General features: G+C 69.9%; 26 protein-coding genes and 2 pseudogenes. 18 read left to right on the plus strand and 10 right to left on the minus strand.

What is annotated here, in order from left to right:
* Positions 1-89: 89 nt before the first annotated feature.
* Positions 90-2,801, minus strand: coding sequence for an AAA family ATPase (locus GA0070613_RS33995; RefSeq protein ID WP_157746393.1), 2,712 nt, complete (start codon positions 2,799-2,801; stop codon positions 90-92).
* 223 nt (positions 2,802-3,024) lie between these two features.
* Between GA0070613_RS33995 and GA0070613_RS34000 the strand changes: the two genes are divergently transcribed.
* The 8 genes from GA0070613_RS34000 to GA0070613_RS34455 all read left to right on the plus strand — a co-directional run bounded on the left by GA0070613_RS34000 (position 3,025) and on the right by GA0070613_RS34455 (position 6,617).
* A complete protein-coding gene (locus GA0070613_RS34000; RefSeq protein ID WP_269459001.1) occupies positions 3,025-3,159 on the plus strand; it encodes a hypothetical protein in 135 nt (44 codons plus the stop codon).
* A gap of 110 nt (positions 3,160-3,269) precedes the next feature.
* Positions 3,270-3,491: a heavy-metal-associated domain-containing protein gene (locus tag GA0070613_RS19810; protein ID WP_089013657.1), complete on the plus strand. Its 222-nt coding sequence runs from the start codon at positions 3,270-3,272 to the stop codon at positions 3,489-3,491.
* Between the two features lie 35 nt (positions 3,492-3,526).
* Positions 3,527-4,279, plus strand: a complete 753-nt coding sequence (locus tag GA0070613_RS19815) for a DUF4386 family protein (RefSeq protein ID WP_089013658.1) — start codon at positions 3,527-3,529, stop codon at positions 4,277-4,279.
* Positions 4,280-4,547: 268 nt separating this feature from the next.
* A complete protein-coding gene (locus tag GA0070613_RS32160) occupies positions 4,548-4,700 on the plus strand; it encodes a hypothetical protein (RefSeq protein WP_157746394.1) in 153 nt (50 codons plus the stop codon).
* Positions 4,701-4,806: 106 nt separating this feature from the next.
* A complete protein-coding gene (locus GA0070613_RS19820) occupies positions 4,807-5,040 on the plus strand; it encodes a heavy-metal-associated domain-containing protein (protein WP_089013659.1) in 234 nt (77 codons plus the stop codon).
* A 26-nt stretch (positions 5,041-5,066) separates the two neighbouring features.
* Positions 5,067-5,522, plus strand: coding sequence for a hypothetical protein (locus GA0070613_RS19825; RefSeq protein WP_089013660.1), 456 nt, complete (start codon positions 5,067-5,069; stop codon positions 5,520-5,522).
* 134 nt (positions 5,523-5,656) lie between these two features.
* Complete coding sequence (locus GA0070613_RS34450) at positions 5,657-6,418, plus strand: GNAT family N-acetyltransferase (protein ID WP_408630956.1); 762 nt, start codon at positions 5,657-5,659, stop codon at positions 6,416-6,418.
* Positions 6,309-6,617: a heavy-metal-associated domain-containing protein gene (locus GA0070613_RS34455; RefSeq protein ID WP_408630957.1), complete on the plus strand. Its 309-nt coding sequence runs from the start codon at positions 6,309-6,311 to the stop codon at positions 6,615-6,617. Before GA0070613_RS34450 ends, GA0070613_RS34455 begins: the two co-directional genes overlap by 110 nt.
* Here GA0070613_RS34455 and GA0070613_RS19840 read toward each other — a convergent pair.
* Positions 6,554-6,901: a histone-like nucleoid-structuring protein Lsr2 gene (locus GA0070613_RS19840; protein WP_089013661.1), complete on the minus strand. Its 348-nt coding sequence runs from the start codon at positions 6,899-6,901 to the stop codon at positions 6,554-6,556. The genes GA0070613_RS34455 and GA0070613_RS19840 overlap by 64 nt on opposite strands.
* Positions 6,902-7,029: 128 nt before the next feature.
* Here GA0070613_RS19840 and GA0070613_RS19845 point away from each other — a divergent pair, with 128 nt between their 5' ends.
* On the plus strand, positions 7,030-7,998 hold the full coding sequence (locus tag GA0070613_RS19845) for a leucine-rich repeat domain-containing protein (RefSeq protein WP_089013662.1): 969 nt from the start codon (positions 7,030-7,032) through the stop codon (positions 7,996-7,998).
* A 141-nt stretch (positions 7,999-8,139) separates the two neighbouring features.
* Here the strand turns inward: GA0070613_RS19845 and GA0070613_RS19850 are convergent, their stop codons facing one another.
* Complete coding sequence (locus GA0070613_RS19850; RefSeq protein ID WP_089013663.1) at positions 8,140-8,427, minus strand: hypothetical protein; 288 nt, start codon at positions 8,425-8,427, stop codon at positions 8,140-8,142.
* 393 nt (positions 8,428-8,820) lie between these two features.
* Here GA0070613_RS19850 and GA0070613_RS34005 point away from each other — a divergent pair, with 393 nt between their 5' ends.
* Complete coding sequence (locus tag GA0070613_RS34005) at positions 8,821-8,952, plus strand: hypothetical protein (RefSeq protein ID WP_260428364.1); 132 nt, start codon at positions 8,821-8,823, stop codon at positions 8,950-8,952.
* 234 nt (positions 8,953-9,186) lie between these two features.
* Here GA0070613_RS34005 and GA0070613_RS19860 read toward each other — a convergent pair whose 3' ends face one another.
* Positions 9,187-9,696 (minus strand): hypothetical protein, encoded by a 510-nt coding sequence (locus tag GA0070613_RS19860; RefSeq protein ID WP_197698926.1) that lies wholly within the window; start codon positions 9,694-9,696, stop codon positions 9,187-9,189.
* 334 nt (positions 9,697-10,030) lie between these two features.
* Between GA0070613_RS19860 and GA0070613_RS32165 the strand changes: the two genes are divergently transcribed.
* Positions 10,031-10,207, plus strand: coding sequence for a hypothetical protein (locus GA0070613_RS32165; RefSeq protein ID WP_157746395.1), 177 nt, complete (start codon positions 10,031-10,033; stop codon positions 10,205-10,207).
* A 23-nt stretch (positions 10,208-10,230) separates the two neighbouring features.
* Here GA0070613_RS32165 and GA0070613_RS34620 read toward each other — a convergent pair whose 3' ends face one another.
* On the minus strand, positions 10,231-10,440 hold the full coding sequence (locus GA0070613_RS34620; protein ID WP_231929287.1) for a hypothetical protein: 210 nt from the start codon (positions 10,438-10,440) through the stop codon (positions 10,231-10,233).
* Between the two features lie 1,101 nt (positions 10,441-11,541).
* On the opposite strand from GA0070613_RS34620, the gene GA0070613_RS19870 reads away from it, so the two are divergent.
* Positions 11,542-12,606, plus strand: coding sequence for a polysaccharide deacetylase family protein (locus GA0070613_RS19870; RefSeq protein WP_231929289.1), 1,065 nt, complete (start codon positions 11,542-11,544; stop codon positions 12,604-12,606).
* 522 nt (positions 12,607-13,128) lie between these two features.
* Complete coding sequence (locus tag GA0070613_RS19880; RefSeq protein ID WP_089013667.1) at positions 13,129-13,338, plus strand: hypothetical protein; 210 nt, start codon at positions 13,129-13,131, stop codon at positions 13,336-13,338.
* 210 nt (positions 13,339-13,548) lie between these two features.
* On the opposite strand, the gene GA0070613_RS19885 is transcribed toward GA0070613_RS19880, so the two are convergent.
* Complete coding sequence (locus GA0070613_RS19885; protein WP_089013668.1) at positions 13,549-14,418, minus strand: carbon-nitrogen hydrolase family protein; 870 nt, start codon at positions 14,416-14,418, stop codon at positions 13,549-13,551.
* 42 nt (positions 14,419-14,460) lie between these two features.
* Complete coding sequence (locus GA0070613_RS19890) at positions 14,461-16,035, minus strand: APC family permease (protein WP_089013669.1); 1,575 nt, start codon at positions 16,033-16,035, stop codon at positions 14,461-14,463.
* Between the two features lie 111 nt (positions 16,036-16,146).
* Between GA0070613_RS19890 and GA0070613_RS19895 the strand changes: the two genes are divergently transcribed.
* From GA0070613_RS19895 to GA0070613_RS32180, 3 genes and pseudogenes are all read left to right on the plus strand, one after another.
* The gene (locus GA0070613_RS19895) at positions 16,147-16,761 is read left to right on the plus strand and encodes a TetR/AcrR family transcriptional regulator (RefSeq protein ID WP_197698927.1); all 615 of its coding nucleotides are present in this window, start codon (positions 16,147-16,149) and stop codon (positions 16,759-16,761) included.
* A 129-nt stretch (positions 16,762-16,890) separates the two neighbouring features.
* A pseudogene (locus GA0070613_RS34465) lies at positions 16,891-17,025 on the plus strand (DUF3024 domain-containing protein); the annotation flags it as partial.
* A gap of 214 nt (positions 17,026-17,239) precedes the next feature.
* Positions 17,240-17,398: pseudogene (locus GA0070613_RS32180) on the plus strand (transposase); the annotation flags it as partial.
* Positions 17,399-17,507: 109 nt separating this feature from the next.
* On the opposite strand, the gene GA0070613_RS19905 reads toward GA0070613_RS32180, so the two are convergent.
* Together GA0070613_RS19905 and GA0070613_RS19910 are read right to left on the minus strand one after the other, a co-directional pair.
* Positions 17,508-18,206 carry a response regulator transcription factor gene (locus GA0070613_RS19905; protein WP_089013671.1) on the minus strand — a complete coding sequence of 233 codons (699 nt, stop codon included), beginning with the start codon at positions 18,204-18,206 and terminating at the stop codon, positions 17,508-17,510.
* Positions 18,203-19,318 carry a sensor histidine kinase gene (locus GA0070613_RS19910; protein ID WP_157746396.1) on the minus strand — a complete coding sequence of 372 codons (1,116 nt, stop codon included), beginning with the start codon at positions 19,316-19,318 and terminating at the stop codon, positions 18,203-18,205. The genes GA0070613_RS19905 and GA0070613_RS19910 overlap by 4 nt, the downstream gene beginning before the upstream one ends.
* Positions 19,319-19,492: 174 nt before the next feature.
* Between GA0070613_RS19910 and GA0070613_RS19915 the strand changes: the two genes are divergently transcribed.
* Positions 19,493-20,170: a hypothetical protein gene (locus GA0070613_RS19915; RefSeq protein WP_157746397.1), complete on the plus strand. Its 678-nt coding sequence runs from the start codon at positions 19,493-19,495 to the stop codon at positions 20,168-20,170.
* 199 nt (positions 20,171-20,369) lie between these two features.
* Here GA0070613_RS19915 and GA0070613_RS32185 read toward each other — a convergent pair whose 3' ends face one another.
* Positions 20,370-20,810: a hypothetical protein gene (locus GA0070613_RS32185; RefSeq protein ID WP_157746398.1), complete on the minus strand. Its 441-nt coding sequence runs from the start codon at positions 20,808-20,810 to the stop codon at positions 20,370-20,372.
* A gap of 419 nt (positions 20,811-21,229) precedes the next feature.
* On the opposite strand from GA0070613_RS32185, the gene GA0070613_RS19920 reads away from it, so the two are divergent.
* On the plus strand, positions 21,230-22,735 hold the full coding sequence (locus GA0070613_RS19920; protein WP_089013674.1) for a serine/threonine-protein kinase: 1,506 nt from the start codon (positions 21,230-21,232) through the stop codon (positions 22,733-22,735).
* The last annotated feature ends 35 nt before the right edge of the window (positions 22,736-22,770 follow it).

The following is a 22,770-nucleotide window of genomic DNA, read 5'->3' on the forward strand; positions in this document are numbered from 1 at the left end:
CTTCTCGCACATACCCCTGGGGAGTAAATGCGAGAGGGATCGGTGAGTGACAACGACTGATGCGGTCTTCAGGTGCAAGGCCACGGCGGTCACAGGTCGAGCGGGAGAGCGGTGAGCTCGGCGCGGGAGCTGACGCCCAGTTTGGAGTAGCAGTTTCTCAAGTGAAAGTCGACGGTGCGTGGACTGACGAACAGCTGCGCGGCCACGTTCCGGTTCGACAGGCCCTGCCGGACCAGGGCGGCGACCTGCCGTTCCTGCGGGGTCAGCTCGTTTGCGGTGGTGACATCGCGGCGGCGGGCGGTTTCCCCGGAGGCGCGGAGCTCCTGCTCGGCCCGCTCTGCCCACGGGGCGGCGCCGAGGTCCTCGAACAGCGCCAGCGCGGTGCGCAGGTGCTCGCGGGCGTCGACCCGGCGGCGGGCGCGGCGCAGGTGTTCGCCGAAGGCCAGGTGGGTGCGGGCCCGGTCGGGCAGCCGCGGCGAGTCGGCGTGCGCGGCGAGTGCCCGCTGGAAGTGGGTCTCGGCGCCGTCGCCGGCGAGCAGGGCGCGGCCGTGCTCGACGACAGCGATCGCGGCCGGCAGGCCGGTGCCCGCGGCGAAATGGTCCAGCTCGGCCAGCCAGGTGCGGGCGAGGTCGGGGCGGTCGCCGCGGACGGCGGCGTCGAACAGGTCGAGGGCGACTAGGCGGCGCCACGCCGGCCCTTCGATCTGCTCGAGGTGGTGCAGCGCGGTCGCTGGCTGCGCGGCCGCGCGCAGTCCGCGGGCCCAGTGCGTCAGGTCGGCGACGAGGCCGTCGGTGATGCCGATCGGGTGTTTGTCCCGGATCTCGGTGACCCTATCCAGGTGGCAGTCGGCGGCGTCGTCTCCGCGCAGCGCCGCGACCAGGGCGAGTTGCGCGGTGGGCAGCGCGGTCAGCCCCGGGTGGCCGGTGTCGGCGGTCAGCGGCAGCGCTTCGGCGGCGGCACTGGCGGCCTTCGACCAGGCGCCGGTCGCGATCTGGAAGTGGACACCGCGGGTGAGGGCGTGCTCAACCATGTTCAGCGCGCCGGCGCGGCGGGCGGCGGTCAGCTGCTGTTCGTGCAGCCGCAGCCCGCGCTCGTCGTCGTCTATCAGCATCGCGGCGATGCCCAGGTTGGGCTGCAGCACGTGGTCGTCGACCGGGTCGGCGTCGGTGAAGAGGAACGCGCACCCGAAGGATTCCGCGGCGGCCGCCAGTTCGCTGCGGGCGACGGCGCCGAACCCTTGCAGCAGGGCCCAGGCGGCCTGCACCCGGGGCGGCGCGTCCGGCGCCAGCTCGGCCACCAGCGCGGTCGGGTTCACCGGGCGAGGGGATCGGGCGCCGAACGCCGCCAGCGACGCGGCGAGCATCGCCAGCTGGGCCGTCAGCGCCGCGTCCACGGCCGCGGCGACCTCGGCGGCCTGCAGGATGAGGTCGTAGCCGTCGTTCAGTGAGCGGGTGTTCCATTCGATCTGTCCCTGCAGCGCGAGCAGCTGCGCCCGCAGCAGCGGATGGGTCACGTCTGCCGCGGCAGCCTGGGCGAGTGCCGAGGCGCGCGACGGGTGCGCGCCCAGCCAGGCCGAGGATGCGGCCAGGTACAGCCGCCGGCCGCGGGCCTCACCGCCGGCGGTGAGCTCGGCGGCGCGGGCCCACGCGGCGGCCGCCGCCTCGTGGCCACCGCGGGCCGCGGCGCGCTCGGCGACCCCGTCGAGGGCGGCGACGACGTCCTCGTCGGGCCGGTCAGCGGCGGCGGCCATGTGCCAGGCCCGCCGCTCGGGGTCGCCGGTCAGCACGTCGGCGAGCACACGGTGCGTGGCGCGGCGCTGCGCACTGGTGGCCGCCCGGTAGACCGCCGAGCGCACCAGCGGGTGGTAGAGGGCGACCACATCGCCGTCCACGCGCAGCAACCCGGACCGCTCCACCGCATCCAGGGCGGTTTCAGCGGCGTCGAGGCGCTCGGCGGCGTCGCGGACCACGGTCAGGCGGGCGGTGTCGTCGGTCGCGGCGACCAGCAGGAACCGCTGCGCGGGCTCGTCGAGGCGGCGATAGCGGTCGAGAAAAGCTCGCTCGACGCCGCCGGTCAGCGGCAGCGGGGTGGGCAGCGACGCCCGGCCGGCCAGCTGGTCGGCGGTGAGCACCCCGGCCAGCTCGGCCAGCGCGAGCGGGTTGCCGCCGGTGCCTGCGACCAGCTGGTCGCATACCGCCGGGTCGATGTCGATCCCGGCGCGGGCGGACAGCAGCGCGTCGGCGTCGGCGCCGGTCACCCCGCCGAGCACGACGGTGGGCAGGTCCCCGGCGTCGAAGCGGCGGGCGTCGCCGTCGCGGGCGGCACACAGCAGCGCCACGCGCTCGGCCTGCAGCCGGCGGGCGGCGAACAGCAGCGCCGCAGCCGATGCGTCGTCGAGCCAGTGCGCGTCGTCGACGACGACCAGCACCGGCGCCTGTTCGGCGGCGTCGGCGAGCAGGCTCAGCGTGCCGAGGAACGCCAGGAAGCGGTCGCCCTCGCCCTCGGCCTCTCCCATCGCCGCGCGCAGCGCCGCGGCCTGCGGCGCCGGCAGGGCGTCGATGCGGGTGCGCAGCGGCCACAGCAGCCGTTGCAGCGCGGCGAAGGCCAGCGGCGATTCGGACTCCACGCCCGAGGTGCGTAGCACCCGCAGGTCCGACGCGGCTGCCAGCGCGTCGGCCAGCAGCGTCGACTTGCCGACCCCGGCGACGCCGCGCACCACCAGCGCGCCGCCGCTGCCGGTGCGGGCGGCGTCGAGCAGGGCGGCGATCGCCGCGCGTTCGGGTTCCCGTCCGGCCAACATGAGTCCGACGGTACCGAGCGCGCCGGGCAAGTCCCGGATCAGGACCCGGCGAAATCACCGGCGTGAGTGATCATGCCGGCGGCGAACGTGGCAGCCGACCACCACCCCCGCTTCCGAGCAGGAGCCATCGGCCGACCGCCGCCGAGCCGGCGGCCCCCGCCCACGGGCACCAGTCGCCGCATGCGCCGGCGGCGCACAGCTCGGTTGCTACGGCGCCCGCACCGTGATCCTCGGCGGCCTGGTCGCCATGGCCGTACGCGTCCTTGCCGCCCTGTTCGTCCTCACCGCGCTCGCCGTGCACGGTGGCAAGCCCAGTGCCGCCGTCACCGGCCACGGGCACGGGGCGCACCGTCACTGACCGGGCCGATCCCGGCGGAAAACCCGGCGATTTTCCCGGTGAGACGCACCCACCCCCGCGCCGACTCTTGTACCTGACCGCACCAGCATCAGCACCTCAAGGAGTTTCCCTTGCTGTCCAGCGCCTTCATCGGTTCGACCACCTTGGAGGTCGAGGGCATGACCCGCGCGCACTTCCAGCGCGCGGTCACCGAGCAGATCGCCGCCGTCGACAGCGTCGGCTCCGTCAACGTCGATCTGGCCGCCGGGACCGTCACCGTCACCGCCTCTCGCCCCGTGGACCGCGCCGACATCGCCGCAGTCGACGAGGCGGGCTACGTCCTCGCCCCGTGACACCGTTCATCCCTCACGCAACCTGGAGGCCTGCCGTGTCCAGCACATTTCCCGCCCTCAGCGCCACCCCCGCGCACACCGAACCCCTGGCGCGTCGCACGTCGCTGCGCCTGTCCGCCACGCTGCTGCTCGTGGGACAACTCCTGTACATCGTGGTCACCCAGTTCCACGCCGCTGGGGACGCTAATAACCACTCCGCCGTGTTCGCCGAGTACGCCGGCAGCGGGATCTGGACAGCCGTGCACCTCGGCCAGTTCGCGGGCATGGCGATCTTCCTCGCAGGGTTGCTCGCCCTGTTCTTCGCCCTGGACGTTCAGGCTAAAACGGCGAGATGGGCGGGTCGATTCGGTGCCGCATCGGCGGTGGCGACGTTGGCGCTGTACGGCGTCCTCCAGGCGGTCGACGGGGTCGCCCTCAAGCAGGCTGTGAACGCGTGGGCGAGCGCCCCGGACGCCGAGAAGGCGGCGCGCTTCGCGAGCGCCGAGGCAATCCGCTGGCTTGAGTGGGGGGTGAGGAGCTACCAAAACTTCGCCTTGGGCCTCGCCTTGCTCCTGTTCGCAGCCGCAGTCATGCGGACGGCATGGCTCCCGCGGCCGTTAGCCCACCTGATGGGGCTTTCCGGCCTCACCTACCTGGTGCAGGGCTGGGTGGTCGGCTCCGCAGGTTTCTCGCAAACGGAGACGATCGCAATCGTGCTGGCCTTCGTCCTGGACGTAGCGTGGATGATCTGGCTGGTCGTGGTCGCCTGGCGGATTCAGGATTCGCAGGCCCCGTCGCCTGGCCGATGAAGCCAGGGCCCGCGCGGCGCTGGTCACCTTCGACATCGCCGGCGACCGCGCCGACACGAAGGCGACGATCGGCCCATCCAGGACATGGCATCCGTGGGCTGAGCCCCCACCCAGCCTTCGACCAGCCGCGGACCGCGGTGGCCGCCCCAGCTGGGCGGCCACCGCGACGCCGGACCCCCCGGCTCAGCACCTGCGAACGCTCAGAACGACCATGCCCGAGGCAGCTCGGTTGCCTCGCCACCCCTTCCAAGAGAAGCGGAGCACGTCCATGCCCATCGCTGCCCGACCCCCGCGCCCGGCCAACCCGACGAAGTCAGCGGACGAAGGCCAGCCGCCACCCATCCTCACCCCGCTCGCCGTGCTCGGTGGCAAGCCCGGCACCGGCGCCAGCGGCCACGGTCCCGGCGGGCAGGGCCACTGACCTGGCAGATCCCGGCGAAAACCCGGCGACTTCCCCGGTAAGACGCACCCACCCCCGCGCCGACTCTTCTACCTGACCGCACCACCAGCACCTCGAGGAGCTCCCCATGCTCTCCGGCACGCCCCGCACCTTCATCGGCTCGACCACGTTCGAAGTCACCGGCATGACCTGCGCGCATTGCGTCCGCTCCGTCACCGAGGAGATCTCGAGTGTCGCCGGCGTCGAGTCCGTCACCGTCGACCTGGCCACCGGCAACGTCACCGCCACCGCCTCCCAGCCAGTCGACCGCGCCGACATCGCCGCCGCAGTCGACGAGGCCGGCTACGCCCTCGTCCCGTAACCCACGCCCATCCCTGGAGACACGCCATGCACAGCCAACCCGCCACCCCAAGCACAGCCCCCGCGCCCACCGGCGCCGTGGCGCACAACGGCCACCGCCTGAGCGCCAAGAAGTTCGCCCTGCACTTCGCCGAGATGGTCGTGGCGATGGCCGTCGGCATGGTGGTCCTGCACCCGGTGTGGATGTTCGTCCTCGACGCCCTCGGCGCCGCCGCACTGATGCACAACCCGTACACCGGCGCGCTGATCATGGCGACGAACATGACGGTGGCCATGTCCGCGTGGATGAAGTTCCGCGGCCACCGCTGGCGGCCCATCGCCGAGATGGGCGCGGCCATGTACGTGCCCTTCCTGGTGCTGTTCGTGCCACTGGCGCTCGAGCTCATCGACACCGGCACCCTGATGCTGTGGGGCCACCTGCTCATGCTCCCGGCGATGGCCGTGGCCATGCTGCTGCGCCCGCACGAGTACGCCCACTGCTGACGCCCCGCCCCAGCCCGGCGACGTCGGTGACACCTGCGGCGTCGCGTAAACCCGACCGCGGCGGCAGTAGCCGTCCTGCCCGCTCCCGCCGCCGTGTCCGCCCCGTCCACCCCACCCCACGAGAGGAGCCCGCGATGACCGAGGTCACGATCCGTCGGGCCACGCCGGATGACGCCGCCGACGTGGCCACGATGGTCCGCGAGATCGCCGCCCACGAGGGCCAGGCGGCGCAGGTACACGTTACCGACGAGCAGTGGCGCGCCCTGCTCCCACGCCCCGAGGTGATCGTCCTGCTGGCCGAGCGCGGCGGCCGGGCGGTCGGCTACGTCTCCTCAGTCCGCCAACTGCACCTGTGGACCGGCGGCGAAATGCTCAACCTCGACGACCTCTACGTCCGCCCCGGGCACCGCGACTCCGGCGCCGGCCGGCAGCTCATGGCCGCCCTCGCCGCATTGGCCGCACCCGCGCAACTACCCATCCGCTGGGGCATGGAGGTTGACAACGTCGACGCGCAGCGCTTCTACCACCGCCTCGGCGCCACCCTGCGACCCAAGATCCTCGCGGTCTGGCCCCCGAGCGCGTACACCGACCTGGCCACCGGCCACCGGCCACTGACCCCGGCCCCGAACCTGGCGAAATCGCCGGTTCGGGGCCGATCCCCGCCCCCGAACAATCAGCCACAGCCCCCGTACCCGGCCCGAACAGGAGACGGCAATGACCATCACCGCGTCGACCGCCGCCGCGGCGACCGAGGCGACCGCCAGCTGCACCCTCGACATCGGCAGCATGACGTGCGCCTCATGTGTCGGCCGGGTGGAGAAGGCGCTTCGCCGCGTCGACGGGGTGACAGCCGCGGAGGTCAACCTGGCCACCGAGGTCGCCACCGTCCGCTTTGACCTGGCGCAGGCGGCGGCGACAGAACGGGCGTGTGAACAGTTCGGCCGGAGCGGTACACCCCCAAGTGGTTGGCCCCATGCCGTAGACGTCAATGCCTCGCTGGTTACATCCCAGGCGCGTGAGCGGGCGACGGCTCAGCGATTGTTGTATGCGTCGATCACGGAGACGGGGATCCGGCCCCGCTCAGAGACCTCGTAGCCGTTCTTCGCTGCCCACTCCCGGACTGCCTGGTTGTGGCTGCGGGCGACGCGAGTAGTCGCGGGAGGGGCAGCCCGGCGGTTGGTGCTGCCGGTCGCAATGCCTCCTCGTCCGACGCGCCGAGCGGTGCCGATGTAGGCGTCCAACGCCTTGCGGAGTTTCCCCGCGTTCTGGTCGGAAAGGTCGATCGCGTACGACGTGCCGTCGAGGCTGAACTCCACGGTCCGGTCTGCGGTGCTGCCGTCGAGGTCGTCGGTCAGCATCGTGATTACCTTACGAGCCATGGCGGCAACTCCTTGCTCGTGTATGTCCGGCTGTCGTCATTGACGTTGAAGAGGATATGCATCGACGCCCGAGGCGTGATGCTGCCGCCCTATGAACGGATGACGGTCGTGCGGGACGATGGTCAGCGATGAAGGGTTTGGTGGAGGTGTCGAGCTCGGTTGACGTGCGCCGGCTTGGCGTCGGGCTCCGTGATGACGCGGTGGTGCAGTTCTGCCGGCCGCTCGCCGAGCCGGACTACGGAGCACTTGCCGCGTTCCTAACCGACCACCCAACGGTCACCCTCCGGGTGTATGGCTCCGACGAGGACCTGGCGGCGCTGCGGTTCCTGCGCTGGTTCCCCCGCCTGCGTCGCCTCAGCGTCGCCGGCCTCTATCACCTGGCGGACCTGGCCCCGCTGCAGCAGCTGAGCCCTGATGTGGAGGCCTTTGACCTTGGAGAGAGCCGGAAGCTTCTCGACCTCACGCCCGTGGCCGCGTTCCGCGGTCTTCGCCGGCTGCGGGTCGTCGCTCACCGGCGCGGCCTTGCGGACCTGCTCGCCGCCAATCCCGGTCTACAGGGACTCGCGTTGTGGCGGCTTCCCGTCGACCGCGTCGTTCCCGATGTTGTCCTGCCTCGACTGCAGTCACTGGCGTTGACTCTCGGCTCGCTCACGGCCGCTGAGTGGCTCACCCGGATTTCCACCCTCCGGTGCCTCGCGCTCCGCACGGTGCGCAAGCTGACCGATCTCGCCGTGGTGGCGCGTCTGCCGGCGCTGCAGTGGCTGTGGTTGGACGCCCTCCCTGTTGATCGGCTTCCCGACCTCAGCTCCTGCGCCGCGCTCCTGCGCGTCGACTGCACGGCCATGCGGCACCTTCGCCACCCGGCCGCTGTCCGCGGCCTCGCGGCCGCGCCACGGCTGCAGGATTTGACGATCACGGAGTCCCTGCTGCCGGTGGAGGCGTTCACACCCTTCGTCGACCACCCCACCCTCGAACACATCGGCGTTGGCTTGGGCAGTGAGCGCCGCAACCGCGAGGCCGGACGCCTATTGGCGCGAACACCGCCCCGCTCCGACACGGCATTCGCCGCAGCGCACGGCCTTCTCCGCATGCTCTAGCCTCAGCCGCTCAAAGGACGGGCGTTCGGGCGGAGACCACGCTGATCATGGGACAGTCGCAGTCGTCGGGCTCATACCCGGTCGGCACGGGGTTGTGCGTCGGCGTGCGTCTGGGCGTCGCACAGTAGGCGGCCCGACAGGTCAGCTTGGCGGTTCGACCTCGGCGATGCGGGTGCGGAGTTGTTGTTCGGCCGCATCCAGGGCGGTCCAAAGGTCGAACCACGCCCGGCTGCGGGCACGCGTGCCGGAACCAAGACCGACGACGGCGATGCTGTAGACGCCCCACAGGATGTCGTAGCGACCGGACGGCGAGTCGACCCCAATGGCGAAAGACGCGGCCAGGGCGGCACGAGTAACGATCAGGCTGTCCGGGTCATCGGGGGCAGGCCGTCCAGCGGTGAGGTACCGCGGCTCCTCGGTGATCTTCATCCATCGCAAGGTCGCGCCCGGTACCTGCTGATCGAGGACCTCGGCTATGGATTCTCGGATCGTCGCAGCCGGATCGTGTCCGAGCCAGCCGAGCCAATGATCGGCGGCATTGAGCTTGGTGAAGTCGTCCCGTGCAGGCCCGTAGCTCGGGTTGGGCTGGACACGCCTGACCCGCTGGACAAGATCAGGGCTCCTCCGTCCCAGTTTGACGCGCGCCTCGGTAGGGAAATTTCGCGGACACCTCAATGAAGGAGGCAGTATGGAGACGTCCGCTAGCGTCGGGCGCAGTTATCGACAGCCGACACGTCCATGGGTGGCGGTGCCTGCTGCAGCGCCAACCGCGAGGGGGCGAGCCTAATGGCTCGCGTCGGTCGCTACGGGATCCCAGGGTTCGTGTGGTTCCTGATCTGGCTCGTCGTCTGCATCTTGATCGTCATCCTGTTGGCCCTGCTCATTCACCACTTCGGAGGCGCCTCTCTTTCGCTCAAGCTCGGCCACTTCTACCTGAACATCGGGGTCACCTGACCTGCCAGATCGTCGACACTCCGGCGCCGGTACCGCACCAGGTTTGTTAGCCGTCACCTTCGGTGACGGCTAACACGGCTTGAAGTGCCATGCTGCATCGGCGTACGGCTCGGGGATCCGCCGTGGCGGAGTCGGTAGGGATTCCGGCAGCTGAGAGTCGAATCCCACGGGCAACCCTCGGACCAGGGCTTCCTGTCCGGTGACCTCTTCGGCGGGGCTCGAAGAGGTCACTGTCTATGGCACGAGGATCGCTCGGTCCCTGATTTGGTCCCACAGCTGTACCGGGACCTCTGCGAGGATCAACGCCTCGTCGACGTCTGAGAACGCGACGCCTCGCGCTTCACGAGCCTGCACAAACAGCTCAGCGGTGGATGCAGGGATGTCGCACGTCGTGGCGATCACGTCCGCCGGTGCGCCATTTAGATCGACCAGGCCGCCGTCGTCGTATGCCCGCCTCCGGTCTGGACGACCAATCCCTAGTTCACGTGCCATAAGGGGGTCTTTCGTGACGATGGCTCTCGCTTCCGCGCGCCTGGCGCGCGCGGCGAGCACAGCGGCGACTGCCGGGTCGGCAGCGGCGACCGGCTGGGGCGCTGGTGTGGCGAGTCCGTAGGCCTCACGCCGTAGTGGCGCGAGCTGAAAGCACGCAACGCCGAGAGTGGCGAGGCTCAGGACGACCGTCAGGAACTGGAGTACCCCGCCGACCTTGCCAACTGGATCACCAGCGGCATCGACTGGTGTCATGCCAGTTAGCGCGAGCATGAGTACAGCGACCCCGCCGTAAACCGCCGCCAGTCGTCGGAGGTGTGGTCTGTTTAGCCGCTGGGCCGCATGTAGGAACGGCACCCACGCGAACAGTCCCGCCGTCAAGATGGTTAGCACGAAGTACCAGCGACCGGTTGGGGTGCGGCCGGACGCGGTGTTCAGTGTAGGCGGAGCCGGTACTTGAGGGTGGTGGGAGTCCATGTCGGCATACTTGCAACTCGCCGTCACGACCGCTACTCCCCGCGAGTCGTCATCGCCCAGCATCCGGGTCCTTGTGTTTGCAGCCCCATGAGCGCCCCACGGACGCCGCAGCATGACGGCCATCGGCCTGCGCCCGGCCACGGCAGCGGACAGCACCATGTGCTACCTGCTGCACCGCGCTGCCATGCGCACCTACATCGAGGCAATCTGGGGCTGGGACGAGCAGACCCAGCAGCCCCTTCCACCCACGCAGCTTCATACCGGCCAGAACCAAGATCGTGATCGTTGACGGCCACGACCCAGGCGTGCTGATCATCGACTAGCCCCACCGAGGTCTACCTGGCCCGCGTCGAGCTCGAGCCGGCCCACCAGGACCGCGGCATCGGCAGCCACCTCATCCGTCAGCTGCTGCGCGAAGCCGCCGACCGGGGCCAAGCCGTCGTGCTCGGCGTGCTGGACCTCGATGCGGTCGACCAGCAAGTCACTGTCGACGCGCGTTAGTGGCGCGGGGAAGTGTTCCATGACCTCGGGTCGGCGTTCAGCGCATGGACGGGCGGGTGGTGCGCCTCACCGTCGACTGAGGGCTGCTGCGTGTCGGCTTCGGGGTGGGCTTCGCCGTCCTGCTCGGCGTCGGCGATGGACTGGCCGGGGCGGGGTTGGGGGGACGGCGGCGATGTGGTCGGCGCTCGCGCTCACCGAAGGGGTGGTCGTCGACTCGTCGTCGCTGAGGAACTCGTCCAAGGCGTTACCGCAAAAGCAAAGGACCAGCAGCACCGCAAAGGTGATCCCGATAACCCTCGCCGGGTAGCGATTGGCTTTCGAGAGGACGCCGGCTGGCGGGGGAGCGCGGTGCTTCACTGCGCGAGTGTGACTGGCCGCAGGAGTGGACGCCCATTACCCGTTTGGTTTTCCGATTGTCAACAGCCGGACACAGGGGACTGCGGGCAACGAGACGCAGCAGTAGCCAGACGAAGAGGTGGAGAGCCCGACGACGGTGCGAAAAGGGCGCATGTCCTCGGCGCCACGTACCCCGCCCACCAGGTGGTGCCTTGTCACTGTTGCAGTTGATGTTGGCGATGAGACTCGGCTCCGAGCGTCAGTGGCTTCGCAGCCCAGCGGAACACTGAGGTCGCCCCTGGCAGTGCGGGGTCGAGCGTCCCCGCCCTGGCATCCGCACCTGACATCAACGGAGCCGGCCGTCGGCGAACGTCACCGGACGGATCAGGCGGAGGTCTCGGACGTCCCGAACGGTGACGGACGCCGTGACCATCGCCGAGTGCGCCTTACAAACGAGGGGTCAGGGCAGCCTCCGTACGTCGCGCATCCCCTCTGGCGGCGGGTTGCAACCATCGAGCCTGGAGGGGCGTCACAGTGTCGGGGTCAGGTGCGCGGTTCATCGTTGAGGAGGGCCAGGTGGGGGTCAGCAGAAGGATCGTGTTGAGTGCGGCAGTGGGTGCCTCCGTGACCTCGCTGGTCGGATGCGATGGCAGCAGGGGCGAGGGTCCGCGGCCCCTCGGTTCGGGCGGCGCGTCCGAGGTCGGGGTTCGCGGGACTTCGGCGCACCCCACGGGTGGGATGGCTGTCTCACCGGCATCGACACCAACGCCACTCCACACGGCTGGGGTGATCGGGGATGGCAGCAGCCGTGACAGCGGGCCTCACCAACACCAGCCGCGCGCGCGGCGGCTCGCCCCCGGGGAGGAACCGCCGCAGTTTGTGGTTTTGTCCTGGGATGGTGCGGGGGAGACGGGCGCCCAGCTGTTCTCGCGGTTCCGCGGCGTTGCACAGGAACTGCAGGGTGCCATGACGTTCTTCCTCTCGGGGATCTACACCCTGCCGGAGGCGAAGCGGATGGCCTACGCACCGCCGCAGCACCCGGTCGGCTCCTCGGCGATCGGTTTCCTGTCCGAGCGGTCGGTTCACGCAACGATCGCGCAGCTAGGTCTCGCCTGGCAGGAGGGCCATGAGATCGGGACCCACTTCAATGGGCACTTCTGCGGACCAGGCGGGGTGCGGCGGTGGTCGCCGGCCGACTGGGACCGCGAGATCGACCAGGCCGTCGGGTTCGTGTCCAACTGGCGCACGAATACGGGGTTCACCGACCTACCCCCACTGCCGTTCGACTACGCCCACGAGCTGATCGGCGGCCGCACCCCCTGCCTCGAGGGACAGGCCAACCTCCTGCGTGCCACGCGCGTCCGCGGCTGGAGGTACGACAGTTCCGGCACCGGAACCCAGGTATGGCCCTCGAGGTTCGCCACGGGCCTGTGGAACATTCCGATGCAGCAGATCCCGTTCCCCGGGCACCGCTTCGAGGTCCTCGCGATGGACTACAACATGATGTACAACCAGTCGAGGACCCCCAACGGAGATCCCGGGATGCGTCCGATCTGGCTCCGCGAGGCGCGCGACGCCTTTCTCGCCGGCTTCCAGCGCGCCTACACCACCAATCGGGCGCCGCTCATCATCGGCAACCATTTCGAGCACTGGAACGGCGGGATCTACATGGAGGCGATCGCCCAGGCTGCGACACGGATGGCCCAATATCCCTCAGTCCGGCTCGTATCCTTTCGTCAGCTGATCGACTGGCTGGAAGCTCAGGATCCGAAGGTGCTGCGCCGGCTTCAGTCCCTGCCCGTAGGACGGCCGCTGGCGGGTGGTTGGGCCTCCTTTCTCCGTGCCTCGTGAACGCTGCCGCGACCAAACCCGCAGCCGGGTGGGTGACGAACTGAGCGGGCTGACATCCACGACTGACATCAACCGTGCCGGCCGATGATCGCGGTATTCGCCTCGCCCCGTTCACCCTGGCCGGCGACCGAGACCGGGGCGGCCGGCGCGACCACGGCGGCCGGCCAGGCCCTACTCCACGCGGTGTTGGGTGACTCTGCCGCGGTCGGTGATTCGGCGGCCTTCGGTGACTCGGCGCTGCGCGAACTGGCCGAGCGCAACCGGGTCGACCTGCACCGGCGGGTACGGGAGTTGTTCGATGCCCGCGCGGCGCGGTTCACCGCGGTCCTGTCCGAGGCGGGGGGTCGTCATGGACGAGCCGGAGCGACTGCGCGTGGCCGGACAGGCGCTGGCCCGGGGTTGAACCTTTCCGCACCACCGACCGTGAAGCATGTCGTGGGGCCCCCGCCGCCACAGCCCCCATTGTGGGTGGCGGGGAGGCGCCACGCCGTTTCATCCGGTCAGCTTGGAGGAGGCAACCCGATGAAGGGTTGGGTGTCCGTTGTCGTTGGCGCGCTGCTGCTGGTGGCCGGCCTGGTCTGGGCGCTGCAAGGCCTCGACGTGTTCGCCGGCAGCGCGATGAGCGGCAAGAGCATGTGGGCGGTGATCGGGCCGATCGTGGCGGTGGTCGGCCTGGTGCTGCTGGTGGTCGGCGGCCGTTGGGTGCGCCGGGGCAGCGGCACGCGGGCCTAGCCGGTCGCCGTCGGGTGCAGCTCGACGCGGTCCGGGTGCTCCGCGTCGGCGTCGTCCAGCGCCCCGCGCAGCACCGCCGCGCCGAACTGGTCGACGTCGCCGGGGGTCTGTTGCACTGCCCGTGCTCGAGGGACCGAGGCAGGAACCACGTCACCGTCTTCCGCTGGATTAGATCGCGGCATGACCCGGTGTCCAGATCCCTGGGGAACCTCAGGCGGTCGGCCGGGGGTTGATGCGACCGTACATGGGCAGCTGGAGGTTCGGTCCGTGCTTGTCCAGCTGGTCCCATGGACGGTTAAGCCCGAACGAGCCGAAGGTGCGCACGCGCGTGACGGCGTCGAGGTCCAACACGTCGATGAGGATCTCTTCGCCACCTCTGGCCTGCTGGCGGACGATGCCTTCGGGGTCTACGATCACCGACTCGCCGGTCGCGTGCGGATCTGAGCCGTTCACGCTGACCACGTACACCTGGTTAGCGCCAGCGTTGGCCCTGGCGAACACCAGTTCCATCTCGCGATCGCGGGTGGGGGTGAGCGTCGGTTGCAGCACCACTTCCGCACCTGACCACGCGAGCTGACGGAAGACTTCCGGGAAGGCCCCGTCGTAGCAGATCGCGAGCCCGATGCGGGTTTTCCGATCGTCGCCGAGCTTCATGTCGAACACGACGAGGTCATCTCCCGGTGTGGTGGTCTCGTACGGTTGCCATGGGAAGCACTTGCGGTATCGGGCGGCGAGCCGCCCATCGGGCGCCACCACCACGGCGGTGTTGTGGACCGCGCCATGCAGACCGCGCTCGTACACGCTGCCTGGCACCAGCCACAGGCCGGTCTGGCGGGCCAGGTCGGCGAGTTTGTCGGTCAACGGACCGGGCAGTTCTACGGCCGCCTGGTCCGCGTACGACGGGTCCTCTTGCAGCAGCAGGCCCGGCGCCGACAGGTGCAGCTCGGGGTGTACCACGAGCTGCACCTGCGGGAATGTCTCCCGGATGGCGTGGATCTGATCGGCGTAGCGCACCCAGGTTGCGTCAGTGTCGCCGGCAATGGGCTTGGTCTGGACGGCGGCTATCGCCAGGGTGCGCATGCCACTCCTTGGAATCATTGCAATGGGGGGTGGTGCCTTTTTTCAAGAGGCGGGATCGGAGACGGCCGGTCCGAGCGGTTGCCTCTCCGTCAGCGCCGCGATATCGGCCGGCGACTCGCTGCCCGTCGACCCGGGGGACGCGAGCTTCGCCCGGAAGAAGGCGGGCCTGGCCAGCGAGTAGCCGAGCATCACCAGCGCTCCGAGCACGATGGTGCCGCCACCGATGAGCAGCACGCCTCCCACGCCGCCGATCGAGGTGACGCCGTAGTCCGGGGAGCGCATGTCCCACACGCTCTTGACGAAGACAGCGGTGAGGGTCACCGCGCCGAACAGCGGCAGGATGCCCTTGAGCAGTAGGTCCTTGGCGCTGCCGGTGAGCACCCTGCGGAACTGCCACACGCACGTGTAGCCGACCAGGGCGTAGTAGAACGCGATGAGCAGGCCGATCGATGCGATGGCATCGGCTGCCGCCTTGCCGCCGCCGAGCAGGCTCAGGCCCAGAAACAGGACGATGGTCGCTCCGCCGGTGACCGCGGTCGCTACAGACGGTGTCTGGAAGCGGCGGTTCATCCGCGCGAAGGAGGCCGGCACTGCCCTCGCCGTCGCCATCGAGAGCACGGTACGGGCGGTGGGCAGGATCCCGGTCTGCAGCGCGGCGATCGCCGAACTGAGGACGGCGAGGATCAGCAGCTTGCCCCAGGCCGAGCCGAGCACCGCGGCGCCGACCACGGCGAGCAGGTCGGCCGCGGTGTCCTCGTTGCCGAGGCCGATGCCGTCCGCGCCGACGCCCGCGTAGGCCTGGGCCGCCACGGTGGCGAGCACGAAGATGCCGATGAGCAGGGCCATCGAGATGACCGCGGCGCGTCCGGGGTTGCGGTCGGGGGCTTCGGTCTCCTCGTTGACGCTGACCGCGGAGTCCCATCCCCAGTACACGAAAATCGCGACGAGCAGGCCGGCCGCAAGCGTGCCGAACGAGCCCACACCGAGGGGATTGAACCAGCCCAGCGACGGCGTCGCGTGTCCGGCGGGGGCATGACCGGTGGCTACCTTCACCAGCGCCACCACCGCGAAGACGGCCAACATGATCAGTTCGACGACCAGCAAGACGCGCTGAACCCAGACGGAGATCCCGATGCCTCGCCAGCACACCAGCGTCATCAGCGAGATCAGGCCGACGCCGACCACGGTGACCCAGGTCTGTGAGGCGGCGAGGCCTTCCGCGCCGAAGAGCAGTAGGAGGTACGAGCCAGCGATGCCAGCGAGGTACGCCATGGCGACGACGGACGCGGCCGTCATCACCCAGCCACCGAGCCAGCCCGTGCGTGGGCCGAACGTACGGGCGGCCCAGGTGAACGTGGTGCCGCAGTCTGGGTCGACGCGATTGAGCTGAGCGAACGCGACCGCCACGCACATCATCGGGACGAACGCGAGCAGGAGCATCGCGGGGGCGGCGACCCCGACGGCGAGCACGATGTAGCCCACGCTGGCCGCAACCGTGTAGGCAGGCGCGGTCGCGGAGATGCCAATGACGATGCTGGAGGCGAGCCCGAGCGCGCCGCCTTTGAGTCCCTTGTCTGGTGCGCCCAGCGACGATGCCGGGGCTTGCGTGTCGCTCACGGTGCTCTCCCGAGGATCGAATCATTCTTTGAACTTCGGATTAAAGAATCGCCGCTTGCGCCTGTCAAGGGGTTCGTCTAGATCTTGCACAACTTATGAAAGAATGACTGCGTGGCGAGGACGAAGAATCAGGGAGAGCGCCGTCGGCAGATCGTCGCTGCCGCGCAACGCGCTGTGGTCAAACACGGGCTGGCCCGGGTACGCCTACGTGACGTCGCTGACGAGGCGGGCCTCACCGCCGGCGCGGTCCTCTACTACTACGACGAGCTGGAGACTCTTCTGCTGGAAGCCCACCACCGCGCCATCGAACGGTTCTGTCGCGACCGCGAGGCGGCCGTTGACGCCGCCGCGGATCCTCACGAGAAGCTCGTCGCGGCGGTCCGCGCTGGCCTGCCCACCGGTCCTGACGACGAGCTCGTTCGGATGCTCTATGAGTTCGAAGGCCCCGCGTTCCGCAACCGCACCTTCGGTGCGCTCAACCACGCCTACTTCGAACGACAGGTCGGCATCTACCACGCCATCCTCGCTGCGGGCGAGGCCACCGGCGTCTTTCGGCTCACCGCCGCCGCGCGCGTGATCGCCCGCAACCTGGTGGCGCTCGAAGACGGGTACGGCTTCTACGTGGTGCTCGAGGACAGTGACATCGACACCGCCGGTGCGGAGCAGTTGATCCTCAGCTACGCGCAGACCGCGACTGGCGCGGCGTTCCGATCCGACGTCACGTGAACTCCGAATTTGGTAGCGGATCGATCTCTTTTGGAGGACCGAGCTATGTCACGCCCCCATGTGCTCGCGCCAGCCTCCGCCCGACCGCCTCGTCGCTGATCCTCTCGGCGAAGTCGGCCATGTCCTGGTATGCCACAGTCGTCGAATCGAGCGCCGTGGCGTGCCGACATCGGGCCGGGGTGGACGAGGCTTCCCGTCGCACACATGAGGTACACCAAGAGCAACGGCACTTGGGCGCTGTACTACGGAGACCGCAACCTGCGCTTCCACCGGTGGGGTCTGTTGCGTTGCCCGTGTCGAGGGATCGAGGCAGGCTTGACGGGTGCTGCGATCGAGTTCTCGTCGCCCCTGGTCGCCTCCGAAGTCGGCGTTTACCGGGTTCCGGTTTCCCGCAGAGGCGATCGTCGTCGCGGTCCGCTGGTACCTGCGGCACAATCTCTCCGTTGACGAAGCCCCCGGTCACCGGCGTGGACGCCCGTACCTGCTGACCCGGGTGAAGTGGGACGATGCCGCGGTCCGCGCTGATGTCCGGCAGTTCGTCGGCCACCACCTCGGTGATGCCGAGGCTGTACTGGTCATCGACGAGACGGGCGATCTGAAGAAGGGCCGACACACCGTCGGCGTGCAGCGACAGTACGGGTGGGCATGACGGTCCGGCGCAGCTCCACGGTCTACAGCAAGGCGCTCACCACCGCGCCTGATCGTTAGCGTTCAGCCACCGAGATTCGGGAATGGTGGTGCCACGCTCAGCGACGTCCACGGTGGTTCTCGGACGCTGCCCACAAGGCGGCGCCCGCTCCGGGGCGTATGAGCCCGGTCTCGTACGCCAGCACGATCAGCTGCACCCGGCTGGTCATCGCCAGCTTGGCCAGGATCCGGTTTACGTGTGTCTTGACGGTCGTGTCCGCGACCACCAGGTGCGCTGCGATCTCGTCGTTCGCCAGCCCCCGCGCGATCAGCGTGAACACCTCCAGTTCCCGGTCGGTGAGGGTCGCGAGCGGCGTGGGCACCCCTTCGACGGGAGGGGGACGTCGTACATGCTCCTCGATCAGCCGTCGGGTGAGTGACGGCGCGAGCAGCGACTCTCCCGCCGCAACCGTGTCCACCCCCGCAACGAGTCGGTCTGGTGGCGTCGCCTTCAGCAGGAAGCCTGCGGCCCCGGCCTTGAGCGCGCCGTAGACGTAGGCGTCGAGGTCGTACGTCGTCAGGACCAGCACCCGCGACGGGAGGCCGGCGTCGGTGATCTGCGCGGTGGCCGCGATGCCGTCGAGCACGGGCATCCGGATGTCCATGAGTACGACGTCGGGCCGCGTACGTCGTACCGTCTCCACCGCCTCGCGGCCGTCCGCGGCGAGCCCCACCACGTCGATGCCGCGGGCCCTGAGCACCATCTCGAGGCCGAAGCGGACGAGGTCCTGGTCGTCGGCGACGACGACGCTGGTCATGGCGTGGCAACCGGGAGGGTCGCGTCGAGCTGGAACCTGCCGTCGCTGCCGATGCCGTGCGACAGGCTGCCGCCGAGCAGCGAGACGCGCTCGGCGATGCCGAGAAGCCCGAGCCCGCTTCCCAGTCCGCTGCTGCCGTTGCTCGGGTTCGAGGCGCGGATCGAGAGAACGGTCGGTGTGCAGGAGAGACGGAGGGCGGCGGTCCGATCAGCGCCGTAGCGCAGCGCGTTGGTCAGCGCCTCCTGGACGATCCGGTACGCCGAGACGTCGACGCCGGCCGGCAGCACGGGCAGCGGCTCGTCCACGTCGACGGCGACGTTCAGGCCGTCGGCGCGGAACCGCTCGACGAGCTCGGGCAGGTCCGCCAGACCCGGGGCTGGCTGCAGGCCCAGCTCGTCGGCGTGGTCGCGGATCACGTGCAGCAGCGTGCCGGTCTCGGACAGGGCGCGCCGTCCGGTCGCGGCGACCGTCGCGAGGATCTGTTCGGCGCTGTCGGGGTCGCTGCGCACCAAGTCCTGTGCGGCGGCGGTCTGCACCACCATGGCGCTGACCGAGTGCGCGATCACGTCGTGCAGCTCGCGGGCAATTCGGTCCCGCTCGGCGCGCACCGCCTCGCGCTTCACCAGCTCCTGGTTGTGCTCGAGCAGCCCCTTCTGCTCGGCGAGCCTGCGGGTCAGCCGGCCCAGGACGTACGGCGGCGCGATCAGCGCGGCCACGAAGATCACGTCGGACCAGTTGTGGTGGCGCTGGTCGACGAACGCGTAGTCGGCGAATACCACCGCCGCCATCACCGCGACGCCGACCAACCCGCGCAGGTCGCGTACCCAGCGGGCGAGCGAGAACACCGCCAGGGCCCAGATCGGGATCGGAACGCTGGCCTCGTCGAGCTGCGGGCCCACCCAGGGAATCGCCAGCAGCACCACGGTGGCGAGCGTCGCCAGAACCAGCGGGTTGCGCCGTCGGAAGACCAGCAGGGCGCAGGCCACGACCTCGAGCACGGCGCCGAACCCCCACGGATGAGAGCCCATCGCCGCCATCTCGGCGACACCGACCATGGCGAGCGCCACCGGCAGTGCGGCGTCTCGCGCGAGGATTCGCCACGCAATGGTCACGGGTTGAGCGTAGGACCAGCCCAGCCCCTCACGCGCCCACCGTTAGGTGAAGCTGTTCTCCACCCTGGGGTGGACATGCGTCCGTGCCCAGCACTGACGACCTCGGCGTGCCCGCCTTCCTAGCGTTTCGGTAGGACGGTCGGCAGGGGGTCGACCACGTGCTGAGGAGGATTCATGTTGGAGTCGGTGGAGAGGCAACGGACGATTGGGCGCTTCGCCTGGGTGATGGCGTGGTTCGGCCTGGTGGCCGGCCAGCTGCATGCGCTGGCGCGACACAATACCGTCGATGGAAAGGGCGACCTGGAGCTGCCGCTGACCCGCCTGTGGTCGGACCCGGCCCGGTCTGCGCTGAAGCCGTTGCTCGACTGGGCGAACCCGGACGCCGTGTACCTGACCTACGGGAAGATCTGGCTACCCGTGTTCGTGGCGTTCACACTGTGCGCGTTCGTCGTGCGCCGGCGGCGCGGCCCGGTCGGTTTCGAGAAGTGGGCCTGGCGGGTAGCGCTGACCGGCTACGTGTGGGCCTGCGTCGGGGTGTTCTGCGACTACTGGACCCAGTTCGGCACCTACAACGCGTTTTTCGAGACGGCGTTCCTGATCACGTTGCCCGGCCTGCTGCTGACCCTGATCGGGTCGACGATGCTCGGCATTGCCCTGCTCCGCAGAGGCCTCACGCCGAAGCTGCCGGCGTGGCTGCTCGCCCTGCAGATCCCGCTGGCCGTCGCCATCGGCCAGGTCACGTCGATGGGCAGCATGGCCCTGCCCGTGATCTTCGCCTTCGGGATTCTCGGCCACCAGATGGCCCGGGAGCGCACCTACATGGAGGTCGTCGGCGCCACGACCGTTGCCTGACCTTCTCCACTGCACTCCGTCCGCCACGGGTGGTCACGAAGGGCTGTCTGCGGCGGCCCTTCGTGCCGGCGGCTGCCAGAGGAGACTCCTCGACGTGCTCGGGGTAGTCGTCGGGGACCAGTCCGAGCCGCCGCGCCTGGGTGTACCTGCCCTGGAGTCGCGCCAGGTGCGCGATGGGAAGGGCCTGACTGTGATCGGTTCAGAGGCTGATCGAGGGGAAGGCCTCGCCGCCGCACTCGCCAAGCTGGGTTCGACGCTGCCTGTGAGTGTCCCGGCAGCAGCAGTGTCGAGAATCGTGTGATTCATCGTGGGCAGCTGATCCCCGCCCGCGTGCTGGCGACGAGCTAAAGGTGGGGGTGGGGTGGCTCGCCGTCCACCGTGGAACCGATCCTCCTAGGACGGTCTGGGCGGTGTGGCGTGGGCGGGGGCGTCCGCAGCGGCGCGGCCACCAGTCCCGCATCGGCGTGGTCGCCGAGCCGCCGGCGTAGCCGTGCCCGTTGTGGCACTGCTGCGGCTCGTCGCCCACCAGCTCCCGGGCCTGGCGGTAGGGGAAGGCGACCACGTGCGGGTCGGCGCGGGCCCGCTCGATCAGGCGGCGCAGGTCGGCGGGGGAGTCGACGACGCGCTCCAGGACGGTCACGCCGGTGGGCGAGTTGTCGGCCCGGTCCCAGCGGATCGTGATGTGCCAGCGCGTTCGCTACTCCACGCGGCCAGGTTATCGAACAAATGTTCGACCAGGCCGGAGGGCTGGCCTCGTCGGCACGGTCAAGGCTGACGTCATGGTGCCTCCCGGCGTCGCTGCCATGCGGGCCTCTGCCGCGGACTTAATCACCGGCCCATCATGCTGTCACCTGAACAGTCCCAAGCCCGACGCTCAGGACGCACTCCTCCAAGCTGTCAGCGACGCCGGTCGTTTCCTCGGTGCCGATGGCGCGTTGACCAGCCCGGGGGACCGTCCACCATGAGGAACTCCTGATGGTTCGTCCGATGACCCCGATGCCGGCCGTCGCGTCACCGCCCCCCGTGTAGCGGCGTGCAGGGTTGGAGCAGTGAGGCCCCGTGCTGAGACGTCTGCTGGATGGCCGCTATCGGTCCGAGGAGCTGCTGGGCAGCGGCGGCATGGGTGAGGTGTGGCGCGGTCGCGATCTGCGGCTGGACCGCCCGGTGGCGATCAAGGTGCTCGCCGCGGCAGGCCTGAAGGAGCCGATGGCCGCGGAACGCTTCGACCGGGAGGCCCGTGCGGCGGCCGGGCTGGCCCATCCGCACATCGTCGCTGTCTACGACTTCGGCACCGAGGAGAACGACTCCTACCTGATCATGGAACTGGTGGAGGGGCGGACCGTGTCCGCACTGCTCGCCGACGGCCCGCTCCCCGTCCTGCAGGCGTTGTCGATCGCCGTGCAGACCTGCGACGGGCTCGCCGCCGCGCACGCGGCCGGGGTGGTGCACCGTGACGTGAAGCCGGGCAACCTGATCGTCACCGTCACCGGCACAGTGAAGATCTGCGACTTCGGCATCGCCCGCCTTCCTTGGGCAGAGGGGGAGAACACCCTCACCGGGCCGGCGACCAAGCTCGGCACTAGCTCGTACATGTCTCCCGAGCAGGCCCTCGGCCAGCCGGTGGACCACCGCACCGACTTGTACGGGCTGGGCTGCACCGTCTACGCCATGCTCGCCGGCGGTCCGCCGTTCGTCGGTGAGCAGCTCAGCGTGCTGCATCAGCACGTCAACGAGCCACCCCCGCCGCTGCGCGAGCGCCGGCCCGACGTGCCCGCCGAGCTGGACGCCCTGGCCGCCGAACTGCTGGCCAAGGATCCCGCCGACCGGCCGCCCGACGCGGCCGAAGTCCGGGGCCGCCTCGCGGCCCTGCTGCCCCGGGCCGGCACGCCGGTTCCCCTCGTGTCGGTCACGCCGGCCGACCCGGGCCGGCCGGGACGGTCCACCCCGGTGATCGCTCTTCCGCCCAGGTCGGACGCAGTCGGCCCGGCACGCCCCAGGCCGGGCTACCGCCCGGCACGGTATCGGCGCGAGGTGCTGCTGGCGGCGGCCCTGCTCGGCGTCGCGCTGCTCGCCCTGACCGGCGTCACGCTGCTCGACCGCGACGACCACACCTCGGTCGCGGGGCCCACTACGCCGCCGGCATCGGCCACCACCGTCGTGGCGCCCCGCGTGCCGGCCGTGCCGCTCACCGTCGCGCCCGCCACGCCGACCCTGCGGGCCGTCGCCTCTGCCACCAGCAACCCGGCCAGCCCGACACCGAGCCGGCAAGCCACCTCCCGAAGGCCGAGCCCCACCCCACCCGCTGACCCGATCGCCGGCATGCGCCAGTCGATCCGGGAACAGGTGGAAGCCGGCCGGTTGAACCCGGATGCCGCCAGGGACCTGCACACCAAGGTGGACGCAATCGCGAAGGAGATCGCCGAGAGCGACACCGACCAGGCCGAGGAGCAGCTCAAGAAGCTGCGCGAGAAGCTCGACGAGCTGCGACGCGGCGGCAAGCTCACCGCCGACGGCTACGACGCCCTGACCGCCGACGCCGACCGGATCGCCGCCGACCTGCGGTAAGACAGCGACAGCCCGGGCGTTCTCCGGGCTGTCGC

Source organism: Micromonospora inositola (genome assembly GCF_900090285.1).
GTDB lineage: Bacteria > Actinomycetota > Actinomycetes > Mycobacteriales > Micromonosporaceae > Micromonospora > Micromonospora inositola.